21 protein-coding genes are annotated in these 20930 nt (G+C 56.9%); 8 read left to right on the forward strand and 13 right to left on the reverse strand.

All coding sequences use genetic code 11. The features are described 5' to 3' along the window. Positions 1 to 53: 53 nt before the first annotated feature. On the reverse strand, positions 54 to 1049 hold the full coding sequence (gapA, locus tag BH714_RS05135) for a glyceraldehyde-3-phosphate dehydrogenase (RefSeq protein WP_020884442.1): 996 nt from the start codon (positions 1047 to 1049) through the stop codon (positions 54 to 56). 341 nt (positions 1050 to 1390) lie between these two features. Between gapA and msrB the strand changes: the two genes are divergently transcribed. Next, the gene (gene msrB, locus BH714_RS05140; protein ID WP_020884441.1) at positions 1391 to 1804 is read left to right on the forward strand and encodes a peptide-methionine (R)-S-oxide reductase MsrB; all 414 of its coding nucleotides are present in this window, start codon (positions 1391 to 1393) and stop codon (positions 1802 to 1804) included. 56 nt (positions 1805 to 1860) lie between these two features. Continuing rightward, a complete protein-coding gene (locus BH714_RS05145; protein WP_153852331.1) occupies positions 1861 to 2124 on the forward strand; it encodes a YeaC family protein in 264 nt (87 codons plus the stop codon). A 55-nt stretch (positions 2125 to 2179) separates the two neighbouring features. On the opposite strand, the gene chiD is transcribed toward BH714_RS05145, so the two are convergent. The 4 genes from chiD to sppA all read right to left on the reverse strand — a co-directional run bounded on the left by chiD (position 2180) and on the right by sppA (position 7197). Next, positions 2180 to 3439: a chitinase ChiD gene (gene chiD, locus BH714_RS05150; RefSeq protein WP_040017235.1), complete on the reverse strand. Its 1260-nt coding sequence runs from the start codon at positions 3437 to 3439 to the stop codon at positions 2180 to 2182. Positions 3440 to 3609: 170 nt separating this feature from the next. Further along, on the reverse strand, positions 3610 to 4251 hold the full coding sequence (pncA, locus tag BH714_RS05155) for a bifunctional nicotinamidase/pyrazinamidase (protein ID WP_032677954.1): 642 nt from the start codon (positions 4249 to 4251) through the stop codon (positions 3610 to 3612). 9 nt (positions 4252 to 4260) lie between these two features. Beyond that, positions 4261 to 5277, reverse strand: coding sequence for an asparaginase (gene ansA, locus BH714_RS05160; protein WP_020884438.1), 1017 nt, complete (start codon positions 5275 to 5277; stop codon positions 4261 to 4263). Positions 5278 to 5340: 63 nt separating this feature from the next. Next, positions 5341 to 7197 (reverse strand): signal peptide peptidase SppA, encoded by a 1857-nt coding sequence (gene sppA / locus BH714_RS05165; protein ID WP_014169647.1) that lies wholly within the window; start codon positions 7195 to 7197, stop codon positions 5341 to 5343. 167 nt (positions 7198 to 7364) lie between these two features. Between sppA and BH714_RS05170 the strand changes: the two genes are divergently transcribed. From BH714_RS05170 to BH714_RS05180, 3 genes are all read left to right on the forward strand, one after another. Further along, positions 7365 to 7916, forward strand: coding sequence for an NAD(P)H nitroreductase (locus BH714_RS05170; protein ID WP_014169648.1), 552 nt, complete (start codon positions 7365 to 7367; stop codon positions 7914 to 7916). A gap of 116 nt (positions 7917 to 8032) precedes the next feature. Then, positions 8033 to 9076, forward strand: coding sequence for a selenide, water dikinase SelD (gene selD / locus BH714_RS05175; protein ID WP_020884436.1), 1044 nt, complete (start codon positions 8033 to 8035; stop codon positions 9074 to 9076). Positions 9077 to 9080: 4 nt separating this feature from the next. After that, positions 9081 to 10988, forward strand: a complete 1908-nt coding sequence (locus BH714_RS05180) for a DNA topoisomerase III (protein WP_040017237.1) — start codon at positions 9081 to 9083, stop codon at positions 10986 to 10988. Positions 10989 to 11037: 49 nt separating this feature from the next. Here the strand turns inward: BH714_RS05180 and gdhA are convergent, their stop codons facing one another. Beyond that, a complete protein-coding gene (gene gdhA, locus BH714_RS05185) occupies positions 11038 to 12381 on the reverse strand; it encodes an NADP-specific glutamate dehydrogenase (RefSeq protein ID WP_014169652.1) in 1344 nt (447 codons plus the stop codon). Positions 12382 to 12609: 228 nt separating this feature from the next. Between gdhA and BH714_RS05190 the strand changes: the two genes are divergently transcribed. Beyond that, positions 12610 to 12882: a YnjH family protein gene (locus BH714_RS05190; RefSeq protein ID WP_032677956.1), complete on the forward strand. Its 273-nt coding sequence runs from the start codon at positions 12610 to 12612 to the stop codon at positions 12880 to 12882. On the opposite strand, the gene BH714_RS05195 is transcribed toward BH714_RS05190, so the two are convergent. Next, a complete protein-coding gene (locus BH714_RS05195) occupies positions 12842 to 13258 on the reverse strand; it encodes a pyrimidine (deoxy)nucleoside triphosphate diphosphatase (RefSeq protein ID WP_025204417.1) in 417 nt (138 codons plus the stop codon). The genes BH714_RS05190 and BH714_RS05195 overlap by 41 nt on opposite strands. A gap of 75 nt (positions 13259 to 13333) precedes the next feature. On the opposite strand from BH714_RS05195, the gene BH714_RS05200 reads away from it, so the two are divergent. Beyond that, positions 13334 to 13903: a carboxymuconolactone decarboxylase family protein gene (locus tag BH714_RS05200; RefSeq protein ID WP_040017238.1), complete on the forward strand. Its 570-nt coding sequence runs from the start codon at positions 13334 to 13336 to the stop codon at positions 13901 to 13903. After that, a complete protein-coding gene (locus tag BH714_RS05205; RefSeq protein ID WP_032677958.1) occupies positions 13896 to 14513 on the forward strand; it encodes a CDP-alcohol phosphatidyltransferase family protein in 618 nt (205 codons plus the stop codon). Before BH714_RS05200 ends, BH714_RS05205 begins: the two co-directional genes overlap by 8 nt. Here BH714_RS05205 and BH714_RS05210 read toward each other — a convergent pair. From BH714_RS05210 to xthA, 6 genes are all read right to left on the reverse strand, one after another. Continuing rightward, positions 14510 to 15817 carry a rhodanese-like domain-containing protein gene (locus BH714_RS05210; protein ID WP_025204415.1) on the reverse strand — a complete coding sequence of 436 codons (1308 nt, stop codon included), beginning with the start codon at positions 15815 to 15817 and terminating at the stop codon, positions 14510 to 14512. The two genes, BH714_RS05205 and BH714_RS05210, sit on opposite strands and share 4 nt — an antisense overlap. 73 nt (positions 15818 to 15890) lie before the next feature. Further along, positions 15891 to 16511, reverse strand: a complete 621-nt coding sequence (locus tag BH714_RS05215) for an ATP-binding cassette domain-containing protein (RefSeq protein WP_040017239.1) — start codon at positions 16509 to 16511, stop codon at positions 15891 to 15893. Next, positions 16511 to 18040, reverse strand: a complete 1530-nt coding sequence (locus BH714_RS05220) for an ABC transporter permease family protein (protein WP_040017241.1) — start codon at positions 18038 to 18040, stop codon at positions 16511 to 16513. The genes BH714_RS05215 and BH714_RS05220 overlap by 1 nt, the downstream gene beginning before the upstream one ends. Then, positions 18013 to 19173 carry an ABC transporter substrate-binding protein gene (locus tag BH714_RS05225; RefSeq protein ID WP_040019018.1) on the reverse strand — a complete coding sequence of 387 codons (1161 nt, stop codon included), beginning with the start codon at positions 19171 to 19173 and terminating at the stop codon, positions 18013 to 18015. Before BH714_RS05225 ends, BH714_RS05220 begins: the two co-directional genes overlap by 28 nt. Positions 19174 to 19188: 15 nt before the next feature. Next, complete coding sequence (locus BH714_RS05230; RefSeq protein ID WP_025204411.1) at positions 19189 to 19872, reverse strand: TVP38/TMEM64 family protein; 684 nt, start codon at positions 19870 to 19872, stop codon at positions 19189 to 19191. Between the two features lie 6 nt (positions 19873 to 19878). Continuing rightward, positions 19879 to 20685, reverse strand: a complete 807-nt coding sequence (xthA, locus tag BH714_RS05235; protein ID WP_020884424.1) for an exodeoxyribonuclease III — start codon at positions 20683 to 20685, stop codon at positions 19879 to 19881. Positions 20686 to 20930: the final 245 nt, after the last annotated feature.

The raw sequence follows: 20930 nt of genomic DNA on the forward strand, positions 1-20930 counted from the left end.
ACAATAAAAAAGGCGACCGAAGTCGCCTTTTTGGATCAAGCACTCATCTCAACTTATTTGGAGATGTGAGCGATCAGGTCCAGTACTTTGTTAGAGTAGCCGGTTTCGTTGTCGTACCAGGAAACCAGTTTCACGAAGTTGTCGTTCAGTGCGATACCCGCTTTAGCATCGAACACGGAAGTGCACACTTCGCCGTTGAAATCGGTAGATACAACGTCGTCTTCGGTGTAGCCCAGAACGCCTTTCATTGCGCCTTCGGAAGCAGCTTTGATTGCTTTCTTAATTTCTTCATAAGAAGCAGCTTTTTCCAGACGAACGGTCAGGTCAACAACGGATACGTTAGGAGTTGGAACGCGGAACGCCATACCAGTCAGTTTGCCATTCAGTTCTGGCAGTACTTTACCTACAGCTTTAGCTGCACCGGTAGAGGATGGGATGATGTTCTGAGCCGCGCCACGGCCGCCACGCCAGTCTTTGTGAGACGGGCCGTCAACAGTTTTCTGAGTCGCGGTGGTCGCGTGAACGGTAGTCATCAGACCTTCGACAATGCCGAAGTTGTCGTTGATTACTTTCGCCAGTGGTGCCAGGCAGTTGGTGGTGCAGGATGCGTTAGAAACGATGTCCTGGCCAGCGTAAGTTTCGAAGTTTGCACCACGAACGAACATTGGGGTGTTGTCTTTAGAAGGACCGGTCAGAACAACTTTTTTCGCACCCGCGGTAATGTGTTTACGCGCAGTTTCGTCGGTCAGGAAGATACCGGTAGCTTCAGCTACAACATCAACACCGATTTCGTTCCATTTCAGGTTAGCTGGGTCTTTCTCAGCAGTAACGCGGATGGTTTTGCCATTAACAACCAGGTGGCCGTCTTTCACTTCAACGGTGCCGTCGAAACGACCGTGAGTTGAGTCGTACTTCAGCATGTACGCCATGTATTCAGCGTCCAGGAGATCGTTGATACCAACGATTTCGATGTCAGAACGTTTCTGAGCAGCACGGAAAACAATACGGCCGATACGGCCAAAACCGTTGATACCTACTTTGATAGTCATATATTCCACCAGCTATTTGTTAGTGAATAAAAGGTTGCCTGTAAAATTACAAAAACCTTACGCAGCGTCAAGCGGAATCGTGTCAATCATTGCGACAAATCAATCCTGTGACTAACGTTTGTGCGACTGACTCGCCTCACTTTCCCTTTGAGCTAGCAACCACATGGGGGCTGCGCGCGGCATTTTAAAGTCCTCGCAGGATAAAAATGTGAACATGATCACAATTGCCTGACCGCCTTTTCGCGACACATAAGTTTAGAACAAAAGTGCACGCAAGGGTGTTAATGTTTTGTTAGAATCCGGGTTAAAAGGTGTCTGTTTCTACAGCGAGATGTAAGCATATGTCGAACCAACGTAACCCTGACGATTTGAAAAAAAACCTCACCGAAATGCAGTTTTACGTGACGCAAAATCACGGAACCGAACCGCCTTTTACCGGCCGTTTACTGCACAACAAGCGCGATGGTGTCTACCACTGTCTGGTATGTGACGCCCCGTTGTTCAATTCCCAAACGAAGTTCGATTCTGGCTGTGGCTGGCCAAGCTTTTATGAGCCGGTCAGCGACGATGCGATCCGCTACCTGAGCGACACGTCGCACGGCATGGTGCGTACTGAAATTCGTTGCGGAACCTGTGACGCCCACCTTGGACACGTCTTCCCGGATGGTCCTCAGCCGACGGGTGAGCGTTTCTGTGTGAATTCAGCGTCGATGAGCTTCACCGATGATGAAAACGGTGACCAGATCAAAGGTTGAAAAAACGATTCAGCAAATTATTCCTTTGAAAGGGAGAGATCGTGAATATTGATGACATGATTAGCGGTATGACGCCGGAGGTGTATCAGCGCCTGGTGACTGCTGTTGAACTGGGCAAATGGCCGGACGGTGTCGCGCTCACGCCGGAGCAAAAAGAGAACAGTCTGCAACTGGTGATGCTCTGGCAGGCGCGTAACAATACCGACGCGCAACACATGACTATCGACACTCAAGGCCAGATGGTGATGAAGAGCAAGCGCGAGCTGAAAGAGGACTTTGGTATCACGCCAAAGCCGATCGCGACGATAAAGATGCAGTAACGGTGGGGCGGCAGGCCTGCCAGCGCCCTCTCTCTGGAGAGAGGGCGTGCTTATCTTACTCTTTGGGTTTAATTCCCAGCGACTCCGCCAGCTGTTTCGCTAACTGGTTATTGTCATCCGCGCCGTACTCCCAGAACATCGCCCCGGCGAGACCTTTCTCCTTGATGTAATCCGCTTTGATGGCGACGGAACGCGGGTTCTCATAGGAAAGGGCAAACAGCGCCTTGCCGTCCGCCGCATTCACTGAAAGCCACGGCACTTGCGCCCGTTCGTCCCAGTGTTCGGTAAAACGCTTCTGCGGATCGTTTAAGAGCTTTTTCACAATATCGTTGTACTTCACATACGTATCTTTGGTCAGGTCGTAGCCCAGTGACGCGAATAAGCCGGTTTCCTTAGGTCCAAAGTAGGGCTGGGTCACCGGATGGTTTTGCGCATCGGGTTTTGTCCAGTCAATACCGGGCTCCACGGCGCGTTTCGGCACGCGGCCGTAAAAACCAATCCCGAGGTTCATCTGTTGCGGCTTCAGCCCGGCCGCCAGATAGTTGTTCACCACAAAATCCACGCTGTATTTGTCTGCGGCGGCCACCGTTGGCCAGTCGCTGGAGTCATACAGATTGGCGTTGAAATACTGTGTGCCATACGCCATGTCGTAGGTCATCAGGTTGATGTAGTCGAGCAGCGGGGCAATGGCCTTCACATCCACCCAGCTTTTTGGACTTTCTGCATTTGCCCCTACCGCGATGGTGACCAGCTTTTTATGGCCGAAGGCGGCGCGCAATTCTTTCAGCAGTGCGGTGAAGTTATCGCGATCGGCTGGCGTGCTGGCCACCAGTCCCCATGCACCATTTACCGGGTATTCCCAGTCAAGATCGATGCCGTCGAGTGCATATTTTTCGACAATCTCCTGAGCCGAGCGGATAAACACCGCACGGCTCTCTTGGGTCGCGGCTGCGCCGGAGAAGCCACGCGCACCCCATCCGCCCACGGACAGCAGCACTTTCAGGTTTGGATTTTGCTTACGCAGCGTCGGGATTAGCGCCAGATCGGCGGCGACTTTTGGCGACAGCCAGATCTGATGAAGTTTCGCCGGATCTTTCAGCGCAGCATGGGTTTCGTCTTTCTCATCGTTATAGACCAGACCAAATGAGTAGTTCAGGTGGGTAATCTGACGAACGTCGAGCGTATTGATATCACCACCGGGACCGGCGGTGACATCGCCACCGCCATTAAAATATCCCACAGACATCAGGGGCGTGGCGGAAGCAACTGACGCGCAAAGCAGGGGTAATGCTGCCAGCAAAGGCAAACGTTTCATACAAGTTCCTCTTTGACTTAACAAAAATAACCACGCCACGGAAAAGACGTGGCGAAAAAACAGCCTGAAGAGAATAGCATTGCCGCTTCGCTGGTGATGCGAGGGAGTTCACTTTATGGGGAATGAGACGGGGCGTGCCGGGCAGCACTGTGGCTTGCCCGGCGAGAAGGTCAGGCGTGCGTTTCCAGCCAGTCTTCCAGGGTATACAGGGTGGCGCCTTCCGCGGCCATATCCATAAACGCCTGTGCGCTGTCATGCGCCTGAATGTTCACCCCACGACAGCCGTCGGTGATGACGCTGACGGTATAGCCTAGCTGGAGGGCGTCCAGCACGGTGAACTTCACGCAGTAATCCGTCGCCAGACCCAGCACAATCAGTTCGGTGATTTCGTGATGGCGTAACCACCCGTCCAGCGCCGTTTTCTGGCGATGTCCGTTATCAAAGAAGGCGCTGTAGCTGTCAATAGACGGGTTTTCCCCTTTATGAAACACCGCGTCGATGGCCTTCTGATTCAGCAGCGGATGCAGCTGCGCACCTTCCGTCTGTTGCACGCAGTGATCCGGCCAGAAGGTTTGTGCCAGGCCGTCAAGTTCACCCTGCGTGAAGGGCTCAACGCCGTGCTGGCTGGCAAAACTGCCGTGGTCAGCCGGGTGCCAGTCCTGGCTTGCGACAACCGCCTCACCCCGCGTTTTGCACCACTCAATCAGCGTATTCGCCACGTCTACGGTGCTGTCACCTTCAGCGACGGCCAGTGCGCCGCCCGCACAGAAATCATTTTGCAAATCGACCAGTAACAGGGCGCGTTGCGTCATGGTGTCTCCTTATTCGTCCGGCGTCAGTTCGCCGCGCAGGTTTTGCATCATCGCGCTGCGGATGGACTGAATGTCCAGATCCTGACTCAGTAAATAGTGAAGTTTAGTCAGCGTGGCTTCAACGGTCATATCGAATCCGCTGATAACGCCTGCATGCGCGAGGGCGTTACCGGTGGCGTAACCGCCCATGTTGACTTTACCGGACATGCATTGCGTCAGGTTAACCACCACGATCCCGCGCTCGCTCGCTTCCTGCAGCTCTTTCAGGAACTCGCCGTTCTGCGGGGCATTGCCCACGCCGTAAGAGCGCAGGATCAGCGCTTTCACCGGCTGGCGCAGGAAGTTACGCACCACATCTGCAGAGATACCCGGGTAAATCGTTACCACGCCAATCGGTTGCGGCGTGATCGGATGAACAATCAGTTCGCCCGCCGTGCTCGGCGCAGGCGGGGTGCCCAGACGACGAATATGGATGCCCGCCTCCAGCAGCGGCTGCAGGTTCGGTGAGGCGAAAGCGTCAAAGCCATCGGCGTGCGCCTTCGTGGTCCGGTTGCCGCGATACAGTCGGTTGTTGAAGAACAGCGACACTTCGTTAATCGGGTAATTCGCTGCCACATACAGGGAGTTGAGCAGGTTGATCTGCCCGTCAGAACGCAGCTCCGCCAGCGGAATTTGCGAGCCGGTGACGATGACGGGTTTGCCCAGATTCTCCAGCATGAAGGAGAGTGCCGAGGCGGTAAACGCCATCGTGTCGGTACCATGCAGGATCACAAAGCCGTCGTACTGGTCGTAATGGGCTTTAATGTCGTCCGCGATATGCTGCCAGTCTTCCGGCGTCATATCGGAGGAGTCCATCAGCGGCTCGTATTCGTGGATGGTGAAGTCAGGCATTTCAGGACGGTGGAATTCAGGCATCAGCGCGAGCTGGCGCTGAAGGTGGCCGGAGACCGGGATATAGCCGTTTTCAGAGCGCTGCATACCGATGGTACCGCCAGTGTAGGCTACATAAATCGATTTCTTCTGCATGGTAGTGAGTTCTTGTTCTTCAAAAGAAAAAAATCCCCTCTTCACGGGAAGAGGGGACGGTGTTTAACGGACGTTTGCACAGGTCAGACAAAACGCGTAACGGCTTTGTGGATCGTTAAAGGCCGCCAGTTTGTCGCTTTCCGCTTTCATCGCTTTAGCCGCCGTTGCGACTGGCGCAGGCAAATACGCCTGCAGCGCCTCAGGCAGCATGGCGCGTACGGAGCCGGACATGCTGTTCATCACCAGGTCAAAGAACGACGGCTCGTCCTGATAATACTCAACATGCCACTGCTTGAGCTTCGCCAGTTCGGCGGCTTTCTTCACCGCGTCATCAAAGTCGCCCAGGCTGTCTACCAGACCATTATTCTTCGCATCCTGGCCAGTCCAGACGTGGCCCTGCGCAATGTCGTCGATCTGTTGCGGTGTCTTTTTACGGGACTCTGCCACCAGCGTAATAAAGCGCTTGTAGCCGTTCTCGATACTGAGCTGCATCATCTCAGAGACTTCAGGCGGCAGCGATTTGGTGACCGACACATCCGCCAGCGGTGAAGTGGCAACGCCATCGGTATGGACGCCCAGATAATCCAGGCTGTTTTCCACGGTGTTAATCACCCCAAAGATGCCAATCGAGCCGGTCAGCGTGCTCGGGTTGGCGACGATGTAGTTAGCCGGGGTTGAAATCCAGTAACCGCCCGAGGCCGCCATTCCACCCATCGACACCACTACCGGCTTGCCGGCTGCACGTGCCGCGGCAAGTTCAGCGCGGATCACTTCAGAAGCGCTGACGCTGCCGCCAGGGCTGTTTACGCGCAGTACGATCGCCTTCACTTTCGGATCAAGGCGAGCATCACGGATTTGCGATGCGGTGGTATCGCCGCCCACGTTACCCGGCGTTTCCTCGCCGTCCATGATGGCACCATTAGCAAAGACCACCGCGACGCTGTCACCGCTGTCATCCGGCTTTTTGGTCGCATAATCGTACATGCTGATAGCGCTGAAGTTTTTATCCTCTTTGCTCCAGCCAAACTGTTTGCTCAGTGATTTTTCGATATCCGCGCTGGTGCCCAGCGCATCGACCAGTTTGTTATCCAGCGCATATTTTGCGGTATCACCATCAACCTTGCGCAGGCCTTCCAGCACGCCCTGCGCGCCAGGGAACACCTGTTCAGCGGTTATCTGGCGGTTAGCGGCCACGGTGCTCAGATAGTTTTGCCACAGCTCACCAATCCAGCGGCTGTCCGCTTCACGGGCCGCAGGGGACATATCATCACGAATAAACGGCTCCACGGCGGATTTATAGGTTCCGACGCGGAAGACGTGGGTGGTGACTTTCAGTTTGTCGAGCAGCGATTTGTAATACAGACCGTTAGTGGCAAAGCCATGCAGATCGACCGTACCCTGCGGGGAGAGCCAGATTTTATTGGCGAAGCTGGCCAGATAATACTGCCCCTGGCTGTAGCTGTCCCCGACCGCAATCACCGGCTTGCCGCTGTCGCGGAATTCGCGCAGCGCTTTACCAATGTATTGCATTGAAGGCTGGTCGCCGCCGGCAAAATCTTTCAGATCCAGCACGATGCCGGTAATGTTGCGGTCATCTTTTGCCTGACGAATGGTGTCGACGATATCGAACAGGGAGTTTTCCTGAAGACGGTCTGATGTCGCGCCAAACAGCTGACGGCCAATAACGCCCAGACGATTGCTGGTGGACGGCTTATCGACGATGACGCCCGTGATATCAAGTAACAGCGCCCCGCGAGTCGAATGCTGCGCCTGATTTGCGTTGCTGATATGCATCCAGACGCCTGCGCAAACCAGAACCAGGAGGATGAAGAAGATATTCATCACCAGGTTGCGGACGAAGTTGAGCAGTCGCCACGTCCATTTAAAGAAACCGGCAATGATTCGCCAAAGGGTTCGCATGTATTCTCCCTAACCAGAAAATGACTGTTTCCGTCGCCACGGGACGGCAATGTGCGGTTATCGTAATGACCCAACCGTCACTTGTCAGCAGGAATCGCCTGCTACGCTGTAACAAAATCTGCCGCCGTGTTAATTTTGTGAGTAAATTTCAAGAAAGGAGTTAACCAATGGACGCACTTGAACTGCTTGTTAACCGCCGTAGCGCTTCACGTCTCACCGAGCCGGCGCCGGCAGGGGAGCAACTGGAGAATATTCTGCGTGCCGGCCTGCGTGCACCGGATCATGGTACGCTGCAGCCATGGCACTTCTTTGTGATTGAAGGTGAAGGCCGCGATCGTTTCAGTCAGATACTGGAGCAGGGGGCGGTTGCCGCAGGTCAGGATGAGAAGGGTATTGAGAAAGCCCGCAGTGCGCCATTCCGTGCGCCGATGATCATCGCTGTCGTGGCGAAATGTCAGGCCGACCACAAAGTGCCGGTCTGGGAGCAGGAAATGTCTGCCGGCTGTGCCGTCATGGCAATGCAAATGGCCGCCGTGGCGCAAGGGTTTAACGGTATCTGGCGCACAGGGCCGCTGACCAACAGCCAGCCGGTTCGCGACGGATTCGCCTGTGGCGAACATGATAAAATTGTCGGCTTCCTCTATCTCGGCACGCCTCAGCTTAAAGCCTCCGCCACCATTAATGTGCCGGACACCACGCCTTTCGTCAGCCGTTTCTGATAACGCGCGCTAAACTGTCTGGATTCTGAGCATCTGCCGCAGAATTCAGACAGTCATACTTACCTCTTTATGGAATGAGCGCTACCATAGCGCGATTGAGATGACAGGAGACGTCCATGAGCGAGCAAACTATTCGTTTAACGCAATACAGCCACGGAGCCGGTTGCGGTTGTAAAATTTCCCCGAAAGTGCTGGAGACCATTCTCCACAGTGAACAGGCGAAGTTTGTCGACCCGAACCTGCTTGTCGGTAACGAAACGCGTGACGATGCGGCAGTTTATGACCTGGGTAACGGCACCAGCATTATCAGTACCACCGACTTCTTTATGCCGATTGTCGACAACCCGTTCGATTTCGGGCGTATTGCGGCCACCAACGCCATCAGCGATATTTTCGCCATGGGGGGCAAACCGATTATGGCGATTGCCATTCTGGGCTGGCCGATTAACACCCTTGCTCCTGAAATTGCCCGTGAGGTGATCGAAGGGGGACGTTTTGCCTGCCAGCAGGCGGGGATCGCGCTGGCCGGGGGACATTCTATCGATGCGCCGGAGCCGATCTTCGGTCTCGCGGTCACGGGCGTGGTGCCCACCGAGCGCGTGAAACGCAACAGCACCGCGCAGGCGGGCTGCAAGCTGTTCCTCACCAAACCGCTGGGCATTGGTGTCCTCACTACTGCGGAGAAAAAATCGCTGCTGAAGCCGGAACACCAGGGGCTGGCAACCGAGGTCATGTGCCAGATGAACCTCGCGGGTGCGGCCTTTGCGAATATCGACGGCGTGAAAGCCATGACCGACGTGACCGGTTTTGGCCTTCTCGGACACCTCTCCGAAGTGTGTCAGGGCGCGGGCGTACAGGCGCAGGTCTGGTATCAGGACGTGCCGAAGCTGCCGGGTGTGGAGGAGTACATTGCAGCGGGCGCCGTTCCGGGCGGTACCCAGCGTAACTTTGCCAGCTATGGTCATCTGATGGGTGAAATGCCTGAAGCGTGGCGCAATCTGCTGTGCGATCCGCAAACGTCCGGTGGTTTGCTGCTGGCGGTCACGCCAGACGCTGAAGCCGACGTCCAGGCGACGGCCGCAGAGTTTGGTATTACCCTGACGGCGATCGGTGAACTGGTGACCGCGCGCGGTGGCCGACCGATGATTGAGATCCGTTAATTCAATGCGGTTGTTTATTGCCGAAAAGCCGAGCCTGGCCCGTGCCATTGCCGATGTGCTGCCGAAGCCGCATCGCAAGGGCGACGGCTTTATCGAATGCGGTAACGGGCAGGTGGTCACCTGGTGTATCGGTCACCTGCTTGAGCAGGCGCAGCCGGATGTTTACGACAGCCGCTATGCCCGCTGGAACCTCAATGACCTACCCATCGTCCCTGATAAATGGCGCCTGCAGCCACGGCCTTCCGTCACCAAACAGCTCAACGTGATTAAACGTTTTTTGCATGACGCGACGGAAGTCATCCACGCGGGTGACCCGGACAGGGAAGGGCAACTGCTGGTGGATGAGGTGCTGGACTATCTGGAGCTGGCGCCGGAAAAACGCCAGCAGGTCCAGCGCTGCCTGATTAACGACCTCAATCCGCAGGCCGTGGAGCGGGCCATTTCACGTCTGCGCGCGAACAGCGAGTTTATTCCGCTGTGCGTTTCCGCGCTGGCCCGCGCTCGAGCGGACTGGCTTTACGGGATCAACATGACCCGCGCCTACACCATTCTGGGGCGTAATGCCGGTTATCAGGGCGTCCTCTCCGTCGGGCGTGTGCAAACGCCGGTGCTGGGGCTGGTGGTGCGTCGTGACGAAGAGATTGAGAATTTCGTCGCCAAAGATTTCTTTGAGGTTAAAGCGCATATCGTCACGCCAAAAGACGAGCGCTTTACCGCCGTCTGGCAGCCAAGCGATGCCTGCGAATCGTATCAGGATGAAGAGGGGCGGTTGCTGCACCGTCCGCTGGCGGAGCACGTGGTCAACCGGATTACCGGTCAGCCTGCTATTGTCACCAGCTATAACGATAAACGGGAATCAGAACCCGCGCCGCTGCCGTTCTCGCTTTCCGCGCTGCAGATTGAAGCGGCGAAACGCTTCGGTCTGAGCGCGCAGAACGTCCTTGATATCTGCCAGAAGCTCTACGAAACCCACAAACTCATTACCTATCCGCGTTCTGACAGCCGGTATCTGCCGGAAGAGCACTTTGCCGGCCGTCACTCGGTGATGAACGCCATTGCCGTTCACGCGCCGGATCTGCTGCCGCAACCGGTTGTGAATCCGGACATTCATAACCGCTGCTGGGATGATAAAAAGGTGGATGCCCACCATGCGATTATCCCGACGGCGCGCGCCAGCAACGTTAACCTCACGGAAAACGAAGCGAAGGTGTATAACCTGGTGGCTCGTCAGTATCTGATGCAGTTCTGCCCGGACGCCATGTTCCGCAAATGCGTGATTGAGCTGGAAATTGCCAAAGGGAAATTTATCGCCAAGGCGCGTTTCCTGGCGGAGGCTGGCTGGCGCACGCTGCTTGGCAACAAAGAGCGTGACGAAGAGAATGACGGCACGCCGCTGCCGGTGGTCGCCAAAGATGACGAGCTGCTGTGTGAGAAAGGCGAAGTGGTTGAACGCCAGACCCAACCGCCGCGCCACTTCACCGATGCGACACTGCTCTCGGCAATGACCGGGATCGCCCGTTTTGTTCAGGATAAGGATCTGAAGAAGATCTTGCGTGCTACCGACGGACTGGGCACAGAAGCGACCCGTGCGGGGATTATCGAGCTGCTGTTTAAGCGCGGTTTTCTGGAGAAAAAAGGGCGCTATATCCACTCGACTGAACCGGGGCGCGCATTGATCCACTCGCTGCCTGAGCTGGCCGCAAGGCCGGACATGACGGCACACTGGGAATCCGTGCTGACGCAAATCAGTGAAAAGCAGTGTCGCTATCAGGACTTTATGCAGCCGCTGGTGGAGACCTTGTACGAGCTGATTAACCAGGCGCGTAATACGCCGGTGAAGCAGTTCCGGGGGATGGTTGCACCGGGTGGTGCGCCGAAGAAACCGTTCAAAAAGAAAAAAAGCGCAGCCTGATGTGCTTTCGGTTGTCGCCCTCTCCCGACGGGAAAGGGCGACAGCGTGCTTAGATAACCCCTTGCCCCATCATCGCATCCGCGACCTTCACGAACCCGGCGATATTTGCGCCGCGCACGTAGTTGGTTTGCGATGCCTCACCGCCGTACTCGACGCAGGCGTGGTGAATATCCAGCATAATGTGGTGCAGACGCGCATCCACTTTCTCTGCCTTCCAGCCGAGGCGCGCGGCGTTTTGCGCCATCTCCAGGCCAGAGGTCGCCACGCCACCGGCGTTCGCGGCTTTGCCCGGCGCAAACAGCACGCCAGCCTCAAGGAACAGATCGGTCGCTTCGATGGTGGTTGGCATATTCGCCCCTTCGGCCACGGCCTTCACGCCGTTGGTAATCAGGGTGCGTGCGGCCTCGGTATCCAGTTCGTTCTGGGTCGCACATGGCAGGGCGATATCGACCGGCACGCCCCACGGTTGTTTGCCTTCGAGCCAGGTCAGACCAAATTCACGGGCATAATCCGCCAGACGGCCGTCGCGGCTGGCTTTAATGTCGCACAGGCGTGCCAGCTTCTCGGCCGTAAAACCGGCTTCATCCACCACGGTACCGCGTGAATCTGACGCGGTAACCACGCGGGCACCAAACTGCATTGCTTTCTCAATGGCGTACTGGGCCACGTTACCGGAGCCGGACACCGCCACGCGCATACCTTCAAACCCTAAGCCGTGGCGCTTCAGCATCGCCTCGGTAAAATAGACCAGCCCGTAGCCGGTGGCTTCCGGACGGATCAGGCTGCCGCCAAAGGAGAGCCCTTTGCCCGTAAAGACACAGGCGCTGTTATTCGAAAGCTTTTTCATCATGCCGGCCATAAAGCCCACTTCACGCGCACCGACGCCGATATCGCCCGCCGGAACGTCAGTATCGGGACCAAGATGACGATAGAGTTCGGTCATCAGCGCCTGACAGAAACGCATCACTTCACCTTCGCTTTTGCCTTTCGGATCGAAATCACTGCCGCCTTTCCCGCCCCCCATGGGCAGGGTCGTAAGGGCGTTTTTAAACGTCTGCTCAAAGCCGAGGAATTTTAAAATCGACAGATTCACGGAAGGGTGGAAACGCATCCCACCCTTAAACGGGCCGATGGCGGAATTAAACTGCACGCGCCACGCGCGGTTAACCTGGACCTGATTACGGTCATCTACCCAGGTCACGCGAAACTGGATCACGCGCTCCGGCTCCACGAGGCGCTCAAGCAGTGACATCTGGCGATAGCGCGGGTTTTCTTCAAGGAACGGCCACAACGTGGTCATGACTTCACGTACGGCCTGCGCAAACTCACTTTGATGCGGGTCGCGCTGTTGAACATAAGAGAGGAAAGTTTCCAGAGAGCGTGTCTGATCCATAGATATAAGAACCCCTTATATTATTTTATGTATATTGCTTATACGAATTGTGTTGTTTTTTTGACTATACCATCCGTACCGCTTTGTGAAGCAAGCAGAAATGCATGCCGAAAAGGAAATTAATCAGCGGGGCTTCGTCATAACCAAAAGCGATGACGAGATAAATTAAAGGTTCTGCGCCGGTTTACCGTTATAGTCTTTATCAGGGCACAACAGGAAGATAAGTCTATGAACCGTTACGTGATAACCGCGTTATGTTTGATGTTTACCGCAGGCGCGCAGGCAGACCGCATTCGCCCGGATGTGGACGTGAATGTGCCGCCGGAGGTGTTCAGCTCCAGCGGCCAGCGAGCGCAGCCGTGTAACCAGTGCTGCATCTATCAGGATCAGAACTATTCGGAAGGGGCAGTGGTAAAAGCGGACGGCATTCTGTTGCAGTGCCAGCGTGATGAACGCACCATTAGCACGAATCCGCTGGTCTGGCGTCGCGTAAAACAATAAACGCCTCCAGCAGCGGGATGTCCGCAGGCGCTAAGTTGAAACCAAATGCGTCTTCGGGCGTACACCACACCAGCGCACTGTGGTAATGCGCCGTCAGCGCGCCGCTGAACGCCGGAACGTGCCAGGCGTGAAGGTTGATTAACCGCTGTGACACCTCACGCTGATGGCTTGCCACATACTCACCTGGCTGCGCGTGGATGCCGAGCTCTTCGTGCAGCTCGCGGACAAGCGCCTCGGGCTGCGTCTCACCGGCTTCTACTTTTCCGCCTGCGAATTCCCACATGCCCGGCTGGTCGGCATGAGCCGGGCGCTGGGCCAGTAAAATTTTGTTGTCTTTTTCGATGATTGCCGCAACGACATCGACTGTTTTTAGCATGGTCGTCAATACTTGTTAGCGAAAAACACCATATTATCGTGCCCTTTCTAAGAGTCCAGCCATCAGGAGAATCAGGTGAAAGAGACGTCCACCTGGGTAGATCCCATCGCCACCCTTCCGGTCAGCATAAAACCGATTGCCGCCATGCAGAAAAAACACTTTGGTGCCGTGCTTAACCCCACGCGCTGGTGGGGAAGGATGCCACGTCTTTTCTGGCTGGTGGCATTGTTCGTCGGTTTTCTCGAACGTCGTCACGCGCGCCTGTCGCCGGTGCTCCGTTCGCTGTTAATGACCCGGGTATCGCAGCTTTGTCACTGCGCTTTTTGTATCGATGCCAACAGTTTGCGCCTGGCGGAGCGCTCGGGCGCATTGGATAAGGTTCATGCCGTCAACGCGTGGCGTGATTCCGCTCTTTTTAGCGAAGAGGAGCGTGCAGCGCTGGCCTATGCCGAGGCTGTCACCGCGACGCCGCCCCGTGTGAATGACGAAGTAAAAAGTGAGATCAAACGCCATTTCAGCGAGGACGCGATCGCCGAAATGACGGCGCTGATTGCGTTTCAGAATCTCTCTGCACGCTTTAATGCCGCGCTGGACATCCCGGCGCAGGGGTTATGTGCCACGTTTAAAGAGGATCCCCATGCTTGATCGTCATCTGCACCCGCGGATTAAACCCACGCTCAACCGACTGGTGTCAGTACTGGATAAGCCGGGGATCACGCCTGACGGATTAACCCTGACCGGGTTTGCCATAGGCGTTCTGGCCTTACCGTTTCTGGCCCTCGGCTGGTATCCGGCGGCGCTCGTCGCCATCGTGCTGAATCGCCTGCTGGATGGTCTGGACGGTGCGCTGGCGCGCCGGCGCGGGCTGACGGATGCGGGAGGATTTCTTGATATCGCCCTCGATTTTCTGTTTTACGCGCTGGTTCCCTTCGGATTCGCGCTGGCGGCCCCCGCAGAGAATGCGCTTGCCGCTGGCTGGCTGTTGTTTGCCTTTATCGGTACCGGGAGCAGTTTTCTGGCATTTGCCGCGCTGGCAGCGAAACACAACATCGACAACCCCGGCTACGCGCATAAGTCGTTTTACTATATTGGTGGGTTAACGGAGGGGACGGAGACGATCGCGCTGTTTGTGCTGTGCTGCCTCTTTCCGGCGCACTTCAGCGTGCTGGCGTGGATATTTGGCGCGTTGTGCTGGCTGACCACCACAACGCGCATCTGGAGCGGGTATGTGACGCTGAAGTCACTTACCCGTTAGCGTGAACTTTCTGGCCCACGTTTTCCGCTGGAGACGGGGTTCTGTGGATGACTGCTCCACTCGTACCAGCCGCCGTCATAGACGGCGACATTTTTCCAGCCCATCGCCCGTGCGTACATAAACGTCTCGGACGCACGCCAGCCGGTGCCGCAGTAAAACGCGACGTGCTGTTCCGGCAGGATGTTCCAGGTTTTCCACATGGCGGCGATGTCGTCAGCGCTGCGCATGGTGCCATCCGGATTATGGAAATCTTCCATATGGGTGGCGTCGCTACCGGCATGACCCCAGCGGGCACCGGCAATTTCACCTTTTGGCTTGATGTAGCTGTAGCCGCTGGTTTCGCCGATGAACTCCGGCCAGGAACGAATGCTGACCAGCGACGCGTCCTGGCGATGCAGCATCCCGCGTGCTTGCGCCATATCCACCATCAACTGCGGCTGGCCGGGGATCGGTGCACCAAAATCGGGGGCGGGCTTCACGTCTTTGGGCATTCCCCGTTCAACCGGAAGACCCGCGTCAGACCAGGCTTTCCAGCCGCCATCAAGAATGCGGACGTCCTTCACGCCCGCATACAGCATGATCTGCGCCACGCGGGCGGCGGCATATACGTCACGGCCATACAGAATGACGGTCGTATCGTGACGGATCCCGTGCTTCGCCAGCATCGCTTTTAGCGTGTCGTCAGAAACTTTATTCCACAGCGGTTCGCTTTCCACTTCGTTGGTATCAATGTAGCCGGCACCGGGAATATGGTTCAGCAGATAAAACTTCGGCGCGCCCCATGCGGCTTCAATGACTTTCCAGTCGCCCGTTGGCGCAGCAGTGACGGGTTTACCCTGCTGAAGCCGGTGGATCCACTCCGGGTAGACGAGTTGTTCAAAGTGCGGCAAACGCTGCAGACGCTCAGGTACCTGCAGGGCATCGTTGAGCACGGAAATCTGGTGGTAGCCGGCTTTTTCCAGCCGCGTTTTGACCGCCTGATTATCGGCGTCGCGACCGTAGAGCGCGATCGTCATGGCCGGCGTAAGCTGGTGCTGTCTGGCCCAGACGGCAATCTGGTCATCGCTCATCGCGCCAAGCCAGGAGGCGGAAAGGTTAAGTGCGGCGGGCTCATGCCCGGAGGGCGCGCTCAGCGTTTGCGGCCAGCCGTTGTAAAACGCGCTGGCGCGGGTGTCGATCACCGCGCCGTGTTGTGCCTGAAGTTGAGACAGCGTCATGGCGTGCGGCATATCAGCAGCCAGAGAGGAAAATGAAGCGAGGCCGCACAGCATGGCCAGCGCGGTCAGTTGAGAAACACGTTTCATCGAATAACCTGACGTCAGTAAAAGAGGGGGGCATTGTCGTCTCTCCTGAAAGGTAAAACATTGCGTTAGCACATTATTGCCAGCGAGAAATCTCAATCACTTCGCCGCCCGGGGGCACGTCTTCGTCGTCATGCGTGACCAGAACCACCGGAATATTGCGTGCGCGGGTAGTGTCAAATACCCATGCCCGAAACGAAGCGCGTAACGCATTATCGAGACGGCTGAACGGTTCATCCAGCAGTAACGCCTGCGGCTCTGCAAGCAGGGCACGCAGCAGACTGACCCGGGCACGTTCTCCGCCGGAAAGGGTCGCCGGATCGCTGGCGTAATGCCCGGCAAGCCCGGCAGAACCGAGCGCCTGCTCGACCGCTTCCCGTCGTGCTCGTCCGACAATCCGTTCAGGTAATGCCAGCAGCAAATTTTGTCCGACGCTGAAATGGTCAAACAGCAGGGCATCCTGAAAGAGGATCCCCAACCCGCGGGCCTCCACGGGCAGTCCGTCGCAGCGACGTTCATCAAGCCACAGTTCGCCCTGAGCCTGAAAGTCGTCTGGCAGTGCGCCCACTATCCAGGCAAAAAGGGTTGATTTTCCGCTGCCGGAAGGCCCCATCAGCGTGACTATTTCGCCGCGTGGCACACAAAAATTGACCTCGCGGAAAAGCGGTTCAATGGTGAGATTGCTGACCTGCAGCATTAACGTAATCCTCGTCGGTAACGGCTTGCGAGCCGGGATAGCAGGGCGGCAAGGCCAAACACGCTCCCCGTGACCAACAGCAACCCCAGCGCCCGGTTAGCCAGAAGCGGAATGCTGCCTCCACTGCTGAGCGCCACGGTTTCAGTGGTCAGCGTCGCAAAACGGCCCGCGCCCAGCCAGAGGGTTGGCATGTATTGCGCCATGCTGACGGAAAACCCGGTCGCGAAAGCCAGCAGCGCCGGGCGTACCAGCAAGGGGCATTTCAGCCAGCAGAAGATTTTTCCCCGCCGCCAGCCGAGCGTTCTGGCGGTAAGGATCAGACGGGGATCGATCCTCTGCCAGGCTGGCTGGAGGACCAGCAACATCCACGGTAAAACCCACAGCAGATGGCTCCACAGCACGGCGGCATAGTGCCCGTCGATACCCAGTCGCAACGCGATAACATATTGTCCAGTAACGAGGGGCAGCGCCGGCAGCGCCAGCGGCAACCACACCCACTGTGTGCCTCGCTGCGGTCCCCACTCAAGCCAGAGAACAATTACCCCCAGCGAAATCAGGCTGGCGAGCAGGCCAAAGGAGAGGCTGGCGCCAACCGCACCGATGTCGTCCCGCTGCGCCAGCATGAGCAGCACGACCGCGCAAAGCACCCCGCAGGCGGGCAGAAATCCGCTGAGCAGACGCGCTGGTGGCGCGATAAGCGACATTCGACGGCGTCCGCTCAGGTCCGGTAACGTGCGACGCCAGAGTCTCCATGCGCCGTAACCCAGTGCAGAAAGTGCGGCCAGCAGCAGAAGGAGAAGCAGGCACAGCAGCGTTCCCTTTGTCTGCTGCTGCGCATCGCCCTGACTGAGCCATTGCCACGCCAGTACGGCAAGCGTCGGGGGATTGCCGGGCCCGAGCACCATCGCCACGTCCACAACCGACAGGGACCAGGCCAGCACCGCCAGCATCACCGCGCCAAGAGCCGGCGCGATCGTTGGAAGGATGAACCAGTTCAGCGCCTGAAAACGCCCGTAGCCGAAGGTATGCAGCACGACCTTTTGCTGCGCAAGGCGTTTTTCCGGCAGGACGGCGTAAAGGGCCCACAGCACAAACGCGCTCTCTTTTACCGCAAGCGTCAGCCCCAGCCCTGCACCGTATCGGTCAAGCGGTGGCGTACAGACGCTACACACCTGATACAACAGGCCCCCTTCGGCAAACAATAGTAAAGCGCTGGTGGCAAAGGCCACATGAGGAACGGCGAGCAGCCACGGCAGCCGGCTGCTGAGCCGTCGCCAGCGCTCGCCCGGCCACAGGAGGGCCACGATCACCAGAGCGATAAACATCGACCCCAGCGTCGCGATAAGCGTTGAGACCAGCGTGGCGATCGTTGCCTGTGGCAGCTGCGGGTCGTTAAGCAGCAACTGCCAGTTGTTCAGCGAGAATGCCGGGGCAAACAGTATGGCGGCGGTGGGTAGCAGCGGCAGATAGATGACCGCCATCGCCAGCCAGACGAGCCAGCTCAGCGGGTGCCGTAACGACGCAGCCATTCCTGCTCCAGCGCGTTAACCCAGGCAGCGTGCGGCTCGGGAAGCATTTTTGGCAGCCCTGCCGGCGTATGGGCAGCGAGCTGCTTCGCTTCTTTTTCGGGCAGTGTTTTCGCATCCAGTACGCTCGGGTCTCCCCAGATGGCCGGGTCGGCCTTGCGGATTTGCGCCTGCGGTGAAAGGAGGAAATTGGCGACCACCTTCGCGCCTGCGCTTGCACTGGCATTCGACGGAATGGCCACAAAATGGACATTGCCTATCATTCCGTTGTCAAAACCAACGCTGTAGCTGTCGGCAGGCAGTTCACCGCTGGCCACTTTTTGCTGCGCATGTGCCGGGTTAAAGGTCAGGGAGAGATTGAGGCTACCGCTGGCAAGCAAGGTATCCATTCTGGCGGGCGAGGGAGGAAAGTCCTCTCCCTTTCGCCACAGCAGCGGGTGTAATTTGTCCAGGTAGTGCCACAGCGGAGCCGTCACCTGGGCAAAGGTGTTATCAGGGGCTTTTTGCAACGCCTCCGGGTGAGCGGTGAGGGTCAGGAGCAACTGTTCCAGAAATGCCGTACCGGTAAAATCGGGCGGGCGTGGGTAGCTGACTTTGCCCGGATGCTGCTGCGCATACGCCAGTAACGCCTGAGGATCGTTTGGGGGCGCAGGCAGGCTTGCGTGGCGGGCAATAAAGGTGAGCTGCGCACCGCCCCACGGGGATTCCGCGCCATCGGTGGGGACAGCAAAATCCTCCATAACCGGTTTGCGGGTATCGACATAGCGCCAGTTGGGCAAGGTCTGCGCCCATCCGGTTTGCAGCAGGTTAGCGGCTTTCAGGGTCCGGAAGTTCTCACCGTTGACCCATAAGAGGTCGACTGAACCGTTCGTTTTCCGGCCTGCGGCGGCTTCTGTTTGAATACGTTTGACCGCATCGGCGGCATCCGCCAGTGGGACGATTTTAAGGGTTATGTCGTAATGCGTTTTCATCTCACCGCTTACCCACTCGAGGTAGCGGTTTACCGCCCGATCGCCGCCCCAGGCGTTAAACCAGACGGTCTGGCCTTTGGCTTGTTGTTGGATAGCCTGCCAGTTGTCCGCTGCAAACAGCGGGGCTGCCAGCAGCAGACCGCTCAGAAACGTGCAAAAACGCACACGGCGCATAATGCCTCACTTTTTTGATGAAGGGGTAAAACGGGAAAACAGCCAGCGCGTCGCCAGCGGCAATAACCCCAGTAGTGTAAAGGCGAATATCAGTCCCGGCGATAAAATATCGCGAAGCGAATTCACTTTCCCCAGCGCGCGTCCGGCATTCAGAAAGATAATGGTTGCAGGCAGCATGGCGACCTGGCTCACCCACCAGTAGCGACTGACCGCAATACGGGTCAGCCCCATGAGCAGATTCACCAGAAAAAACGGGAACAAGGGCATCAGACGCAGGGCAAAAAGATACCCTGCACCGTCTCGCGCCATACCGGCATTCACCGTATTCATCTGCGATGTGAATCGCCGCTGTACCCAGTCGCGCAGCAGATAACGGCTGGCAAGCATCGCCAGCGTGGCGCCGAGGGTAGAAGCAAACGAGACCAGCAGGGTGCCTTCCCACAGCGTAAACAGCGCTCCCGCCAGCAGCGTCAGTATCGCCGCACCGGGTATCGACAGGGCGGAGACCAATACGTAGAGGGCGAAAAAGAAAAACGCGCTTTGCCACGGTGCCTGTTCCACGTGCGAGAGGAGCGACTGCTGGTGCGTTTTGATGGTTTCCAGGGAGAGCGTCCCCGGCGGAAGAAAGACGAAGGTCAGAACAAATGCGCCCAGAAGGGCGCACATCAGGAGTATTTTTTGCGTGTTCACACGAGGTTACAGTTTGAATTTCGCCCAGACCGGCGCATGGTCAGACGGTTTTTCCATGCTGCGGATATCGTAGTCGATGCCAGTTTCGATGCAGCGTTCCGCCAGCGGCGGGCTGGCCAGCAGCAGGTCTATACGCAGACCGCGGTTGTCATCAAAGCCTTTTGAGCGGTAGTCAAACCACGAGAAGCGATCCTGTGTTTCCGGGTTGGCGGTGCGGAAAGTATCAACCAGACCCCAGCCGAGCAGGCGTTCCATCCACTCGCGTTCTTCCGGCAGGAAAGAACATTTACCGGTACGCAACCAGCGTTTGCGGTTCTCTTCACCAATGCCGATATCGAGATCGGTCGGGCTGATATTCATGTCGCCCATGATCAGCACCGGATTCTCTTTTTTCAGTTCGGTGGTCAGGTAATCCTGCAGATCCTGATAAAACTTTGCTTTGGCCGGGAATTTTGTCTCATGGTCGCGGCTCTCACCCTGCGGGAAATACCCGTTAATCACCGTGATATTGCCAAGTGGTGAAGGAATTTCCGCCATGATGATGCGACGCTGCGCTTCGCCATCATCGCCCGGGAAGCCACGACGTACGGAAACCGGCGTCTCTTTGGTCAGCAGCGCCACGCCATAGTGACCTTTCTGTCCGTGATAGAAGACGTTGTAACCGAGCTTCGCCACCTCTTCGAGGGGGAACATATCGTCGTGAACTTTTGTCTCCTGCAGGCCGATCACATCTGGCTGATGTTGCTCAACAATTGCTTCAAGCTGGTGAGGGCGGGCACGCAGGCCGTTGATATTAAAAGAGACAAATTTCATAGTCGCTGCCAATGCAAGGTGAATAGTGCATGGATGGTAGCAGAATTTGCGTCAACTGTTACGGGGTTCGACCAATAACTGCGACAGATCATGCCAACGGTGCAATATTTGCACCATTTTGACGCGCATTGCCCCCCAACAGGGCGTAAAGAACCGATAAATTTCGCGAGCGATCACAATTCCAGAATTATATTTGGCTTCTGCATACTCTTTCTTATTTTCATGCGGCAAAGCGCCGCTTGTCG

The sequence above is a fragment of the Enterobacter ludwigii genome (assembly GCF_001750725.1).
GTDB classification, from domain to species: domain Bacteria; phylum Pseudomonadota; class Gammaproteobacteria; order Enterobacterales; family Enterobacteriaceae; genus Enterobacter; species Enterobacter ludwigii.

What these genes read in the sequence shown, in the direction of transcription:
- pncA (WP_032677954.1), bottom strand. Translation starts at nt 4,251, where the DNA reads ATGACGCAACGCGCCCTGTTACTGGTCGATTTGCAAAATGATTTCTGT.
- BH714_RS05220 (WP_040017241.1), bottom strand. Translation starts at nt 18,040, where the DNA reads ATGGCTGCGTCGTTACGGCACCCGCTGAGCTGGCTCGTCTGGCTGGCG.
- selD (WP_020884436.1), top strand. Translation starts at nt 8,033, where the DNA reads ATGAGCGAGCAAACTATTCGTTTAACGCAATACAGCCACGGAGCCGGT.
- BH714_RS05205 (WP_032677958.1), top strand. Translation starts at nt 13,896, where the DNA reads ATGCTTGATCGTCATCTGCACCCGCGGATTAAACCCACGCTCAACCGA.
- BH714_RS05210 (WP_025204415.1), bottom strand. Translation starts at nt 15,817, where the DNA reads ATGAAACGTGTTTCTCAACTGACCGCGCTGGCCATGCTGTGCGGCCTC.
- BH714_RS05170 (WP_014169648.1), top strand. Translation starts at nt 7,365, where the DNA reads ATGGACGCACTTGAACTGCTTGTTAACCGCCGTAGCGCTTCACGTCTC.
- ansA (WP_020884438.1), bottom strand. Translation starts at nt 5,277, where the DNA reads ATGCAGAAGAAATCGATTTATGTAGCCTACACTGGCGGTACCATCGGT.
- BH714_RS05145 (WP_153852331.1), top strand. Translation starts at nt 1,861, where the DNA reads ATGATTAGCGGTATGACGCCGGAGGTGTATCAGCGCCTGGTGACTGCT.
- BH714_RS05190 (WP_032677956.1), top strand. Translation starts at nt 12,610, where the DNA reads ATGAACCGTTACGTGATAACCGCGTTATGTTTGATGTTTACCGCAGGC.
- gdhA (WP_014169652.1), bottom strand. Translation starts at nt 12,381, where the DNA reads ATGGATCAGACACGCTCTCTGGAAACTTTCCTCTCTTATGTTCAACAG.
- gapA (WP_020884442.1), bottom strand. Translation starts at nt 1,049, where the DNA reads ATGACTATCAAAGTAGGTATCAACGGTTTTGGCCGTATCGGCCGTATT.
- sppA (WP_014169647.1), bottom strand. Translation starts at nt 7,197, where the DNA reads ATGCGAACCCTTTGGCGAATCATTGCCGGTTTCTTTAAATGGACGTGG.
- BH714_RS05195 (WP_025204417.1), bottom strand. Translation starts at nt 13,258, where the DNA reads ATGCTAAAAACAGTCGATGTCGTTGCGGCAATCATCGAAAAAGACAAC.
- chiD (WP_040017235.1), bottom strand. Translation starts at nt 3,439, where the DNA reads ATGAAACGTTTGCCTTTGCTGGCAGCATTACCCCTGCTTTGCGCGTCA.
- BH714_RS05215 (WP_040017239.1), bottom strand. Translation starts at nt 16,511, where the DNA reads ATGCTGCAGGTCAGCAATCTCACCATTGAACCGCTTTTCCGCGAGGTC.
- xthA (WP_020884424.1), bottom strand. Translation starts at nt 20,685, where the DNA reads ATGAAATTTGTCTCTTTTAATATCAACGGCCTGCGTGCCCGCCCTCAC.
- BH714_RS05180 (WP_040017237.1), top strand. Translation starts at nt 9,081, where the DNA reads ATGCGGTTGTTTATTGCCGAAAAGCCGAGCCTGGCCCGTGCCATTGCC.
- msrB (WP_020884441.1), top strand. Translation starts at nt 1,391, where the DNA reads ATGTCGAACCAACGTAACCCTGACGATTTGAAAAAAAACCTCACCGAA.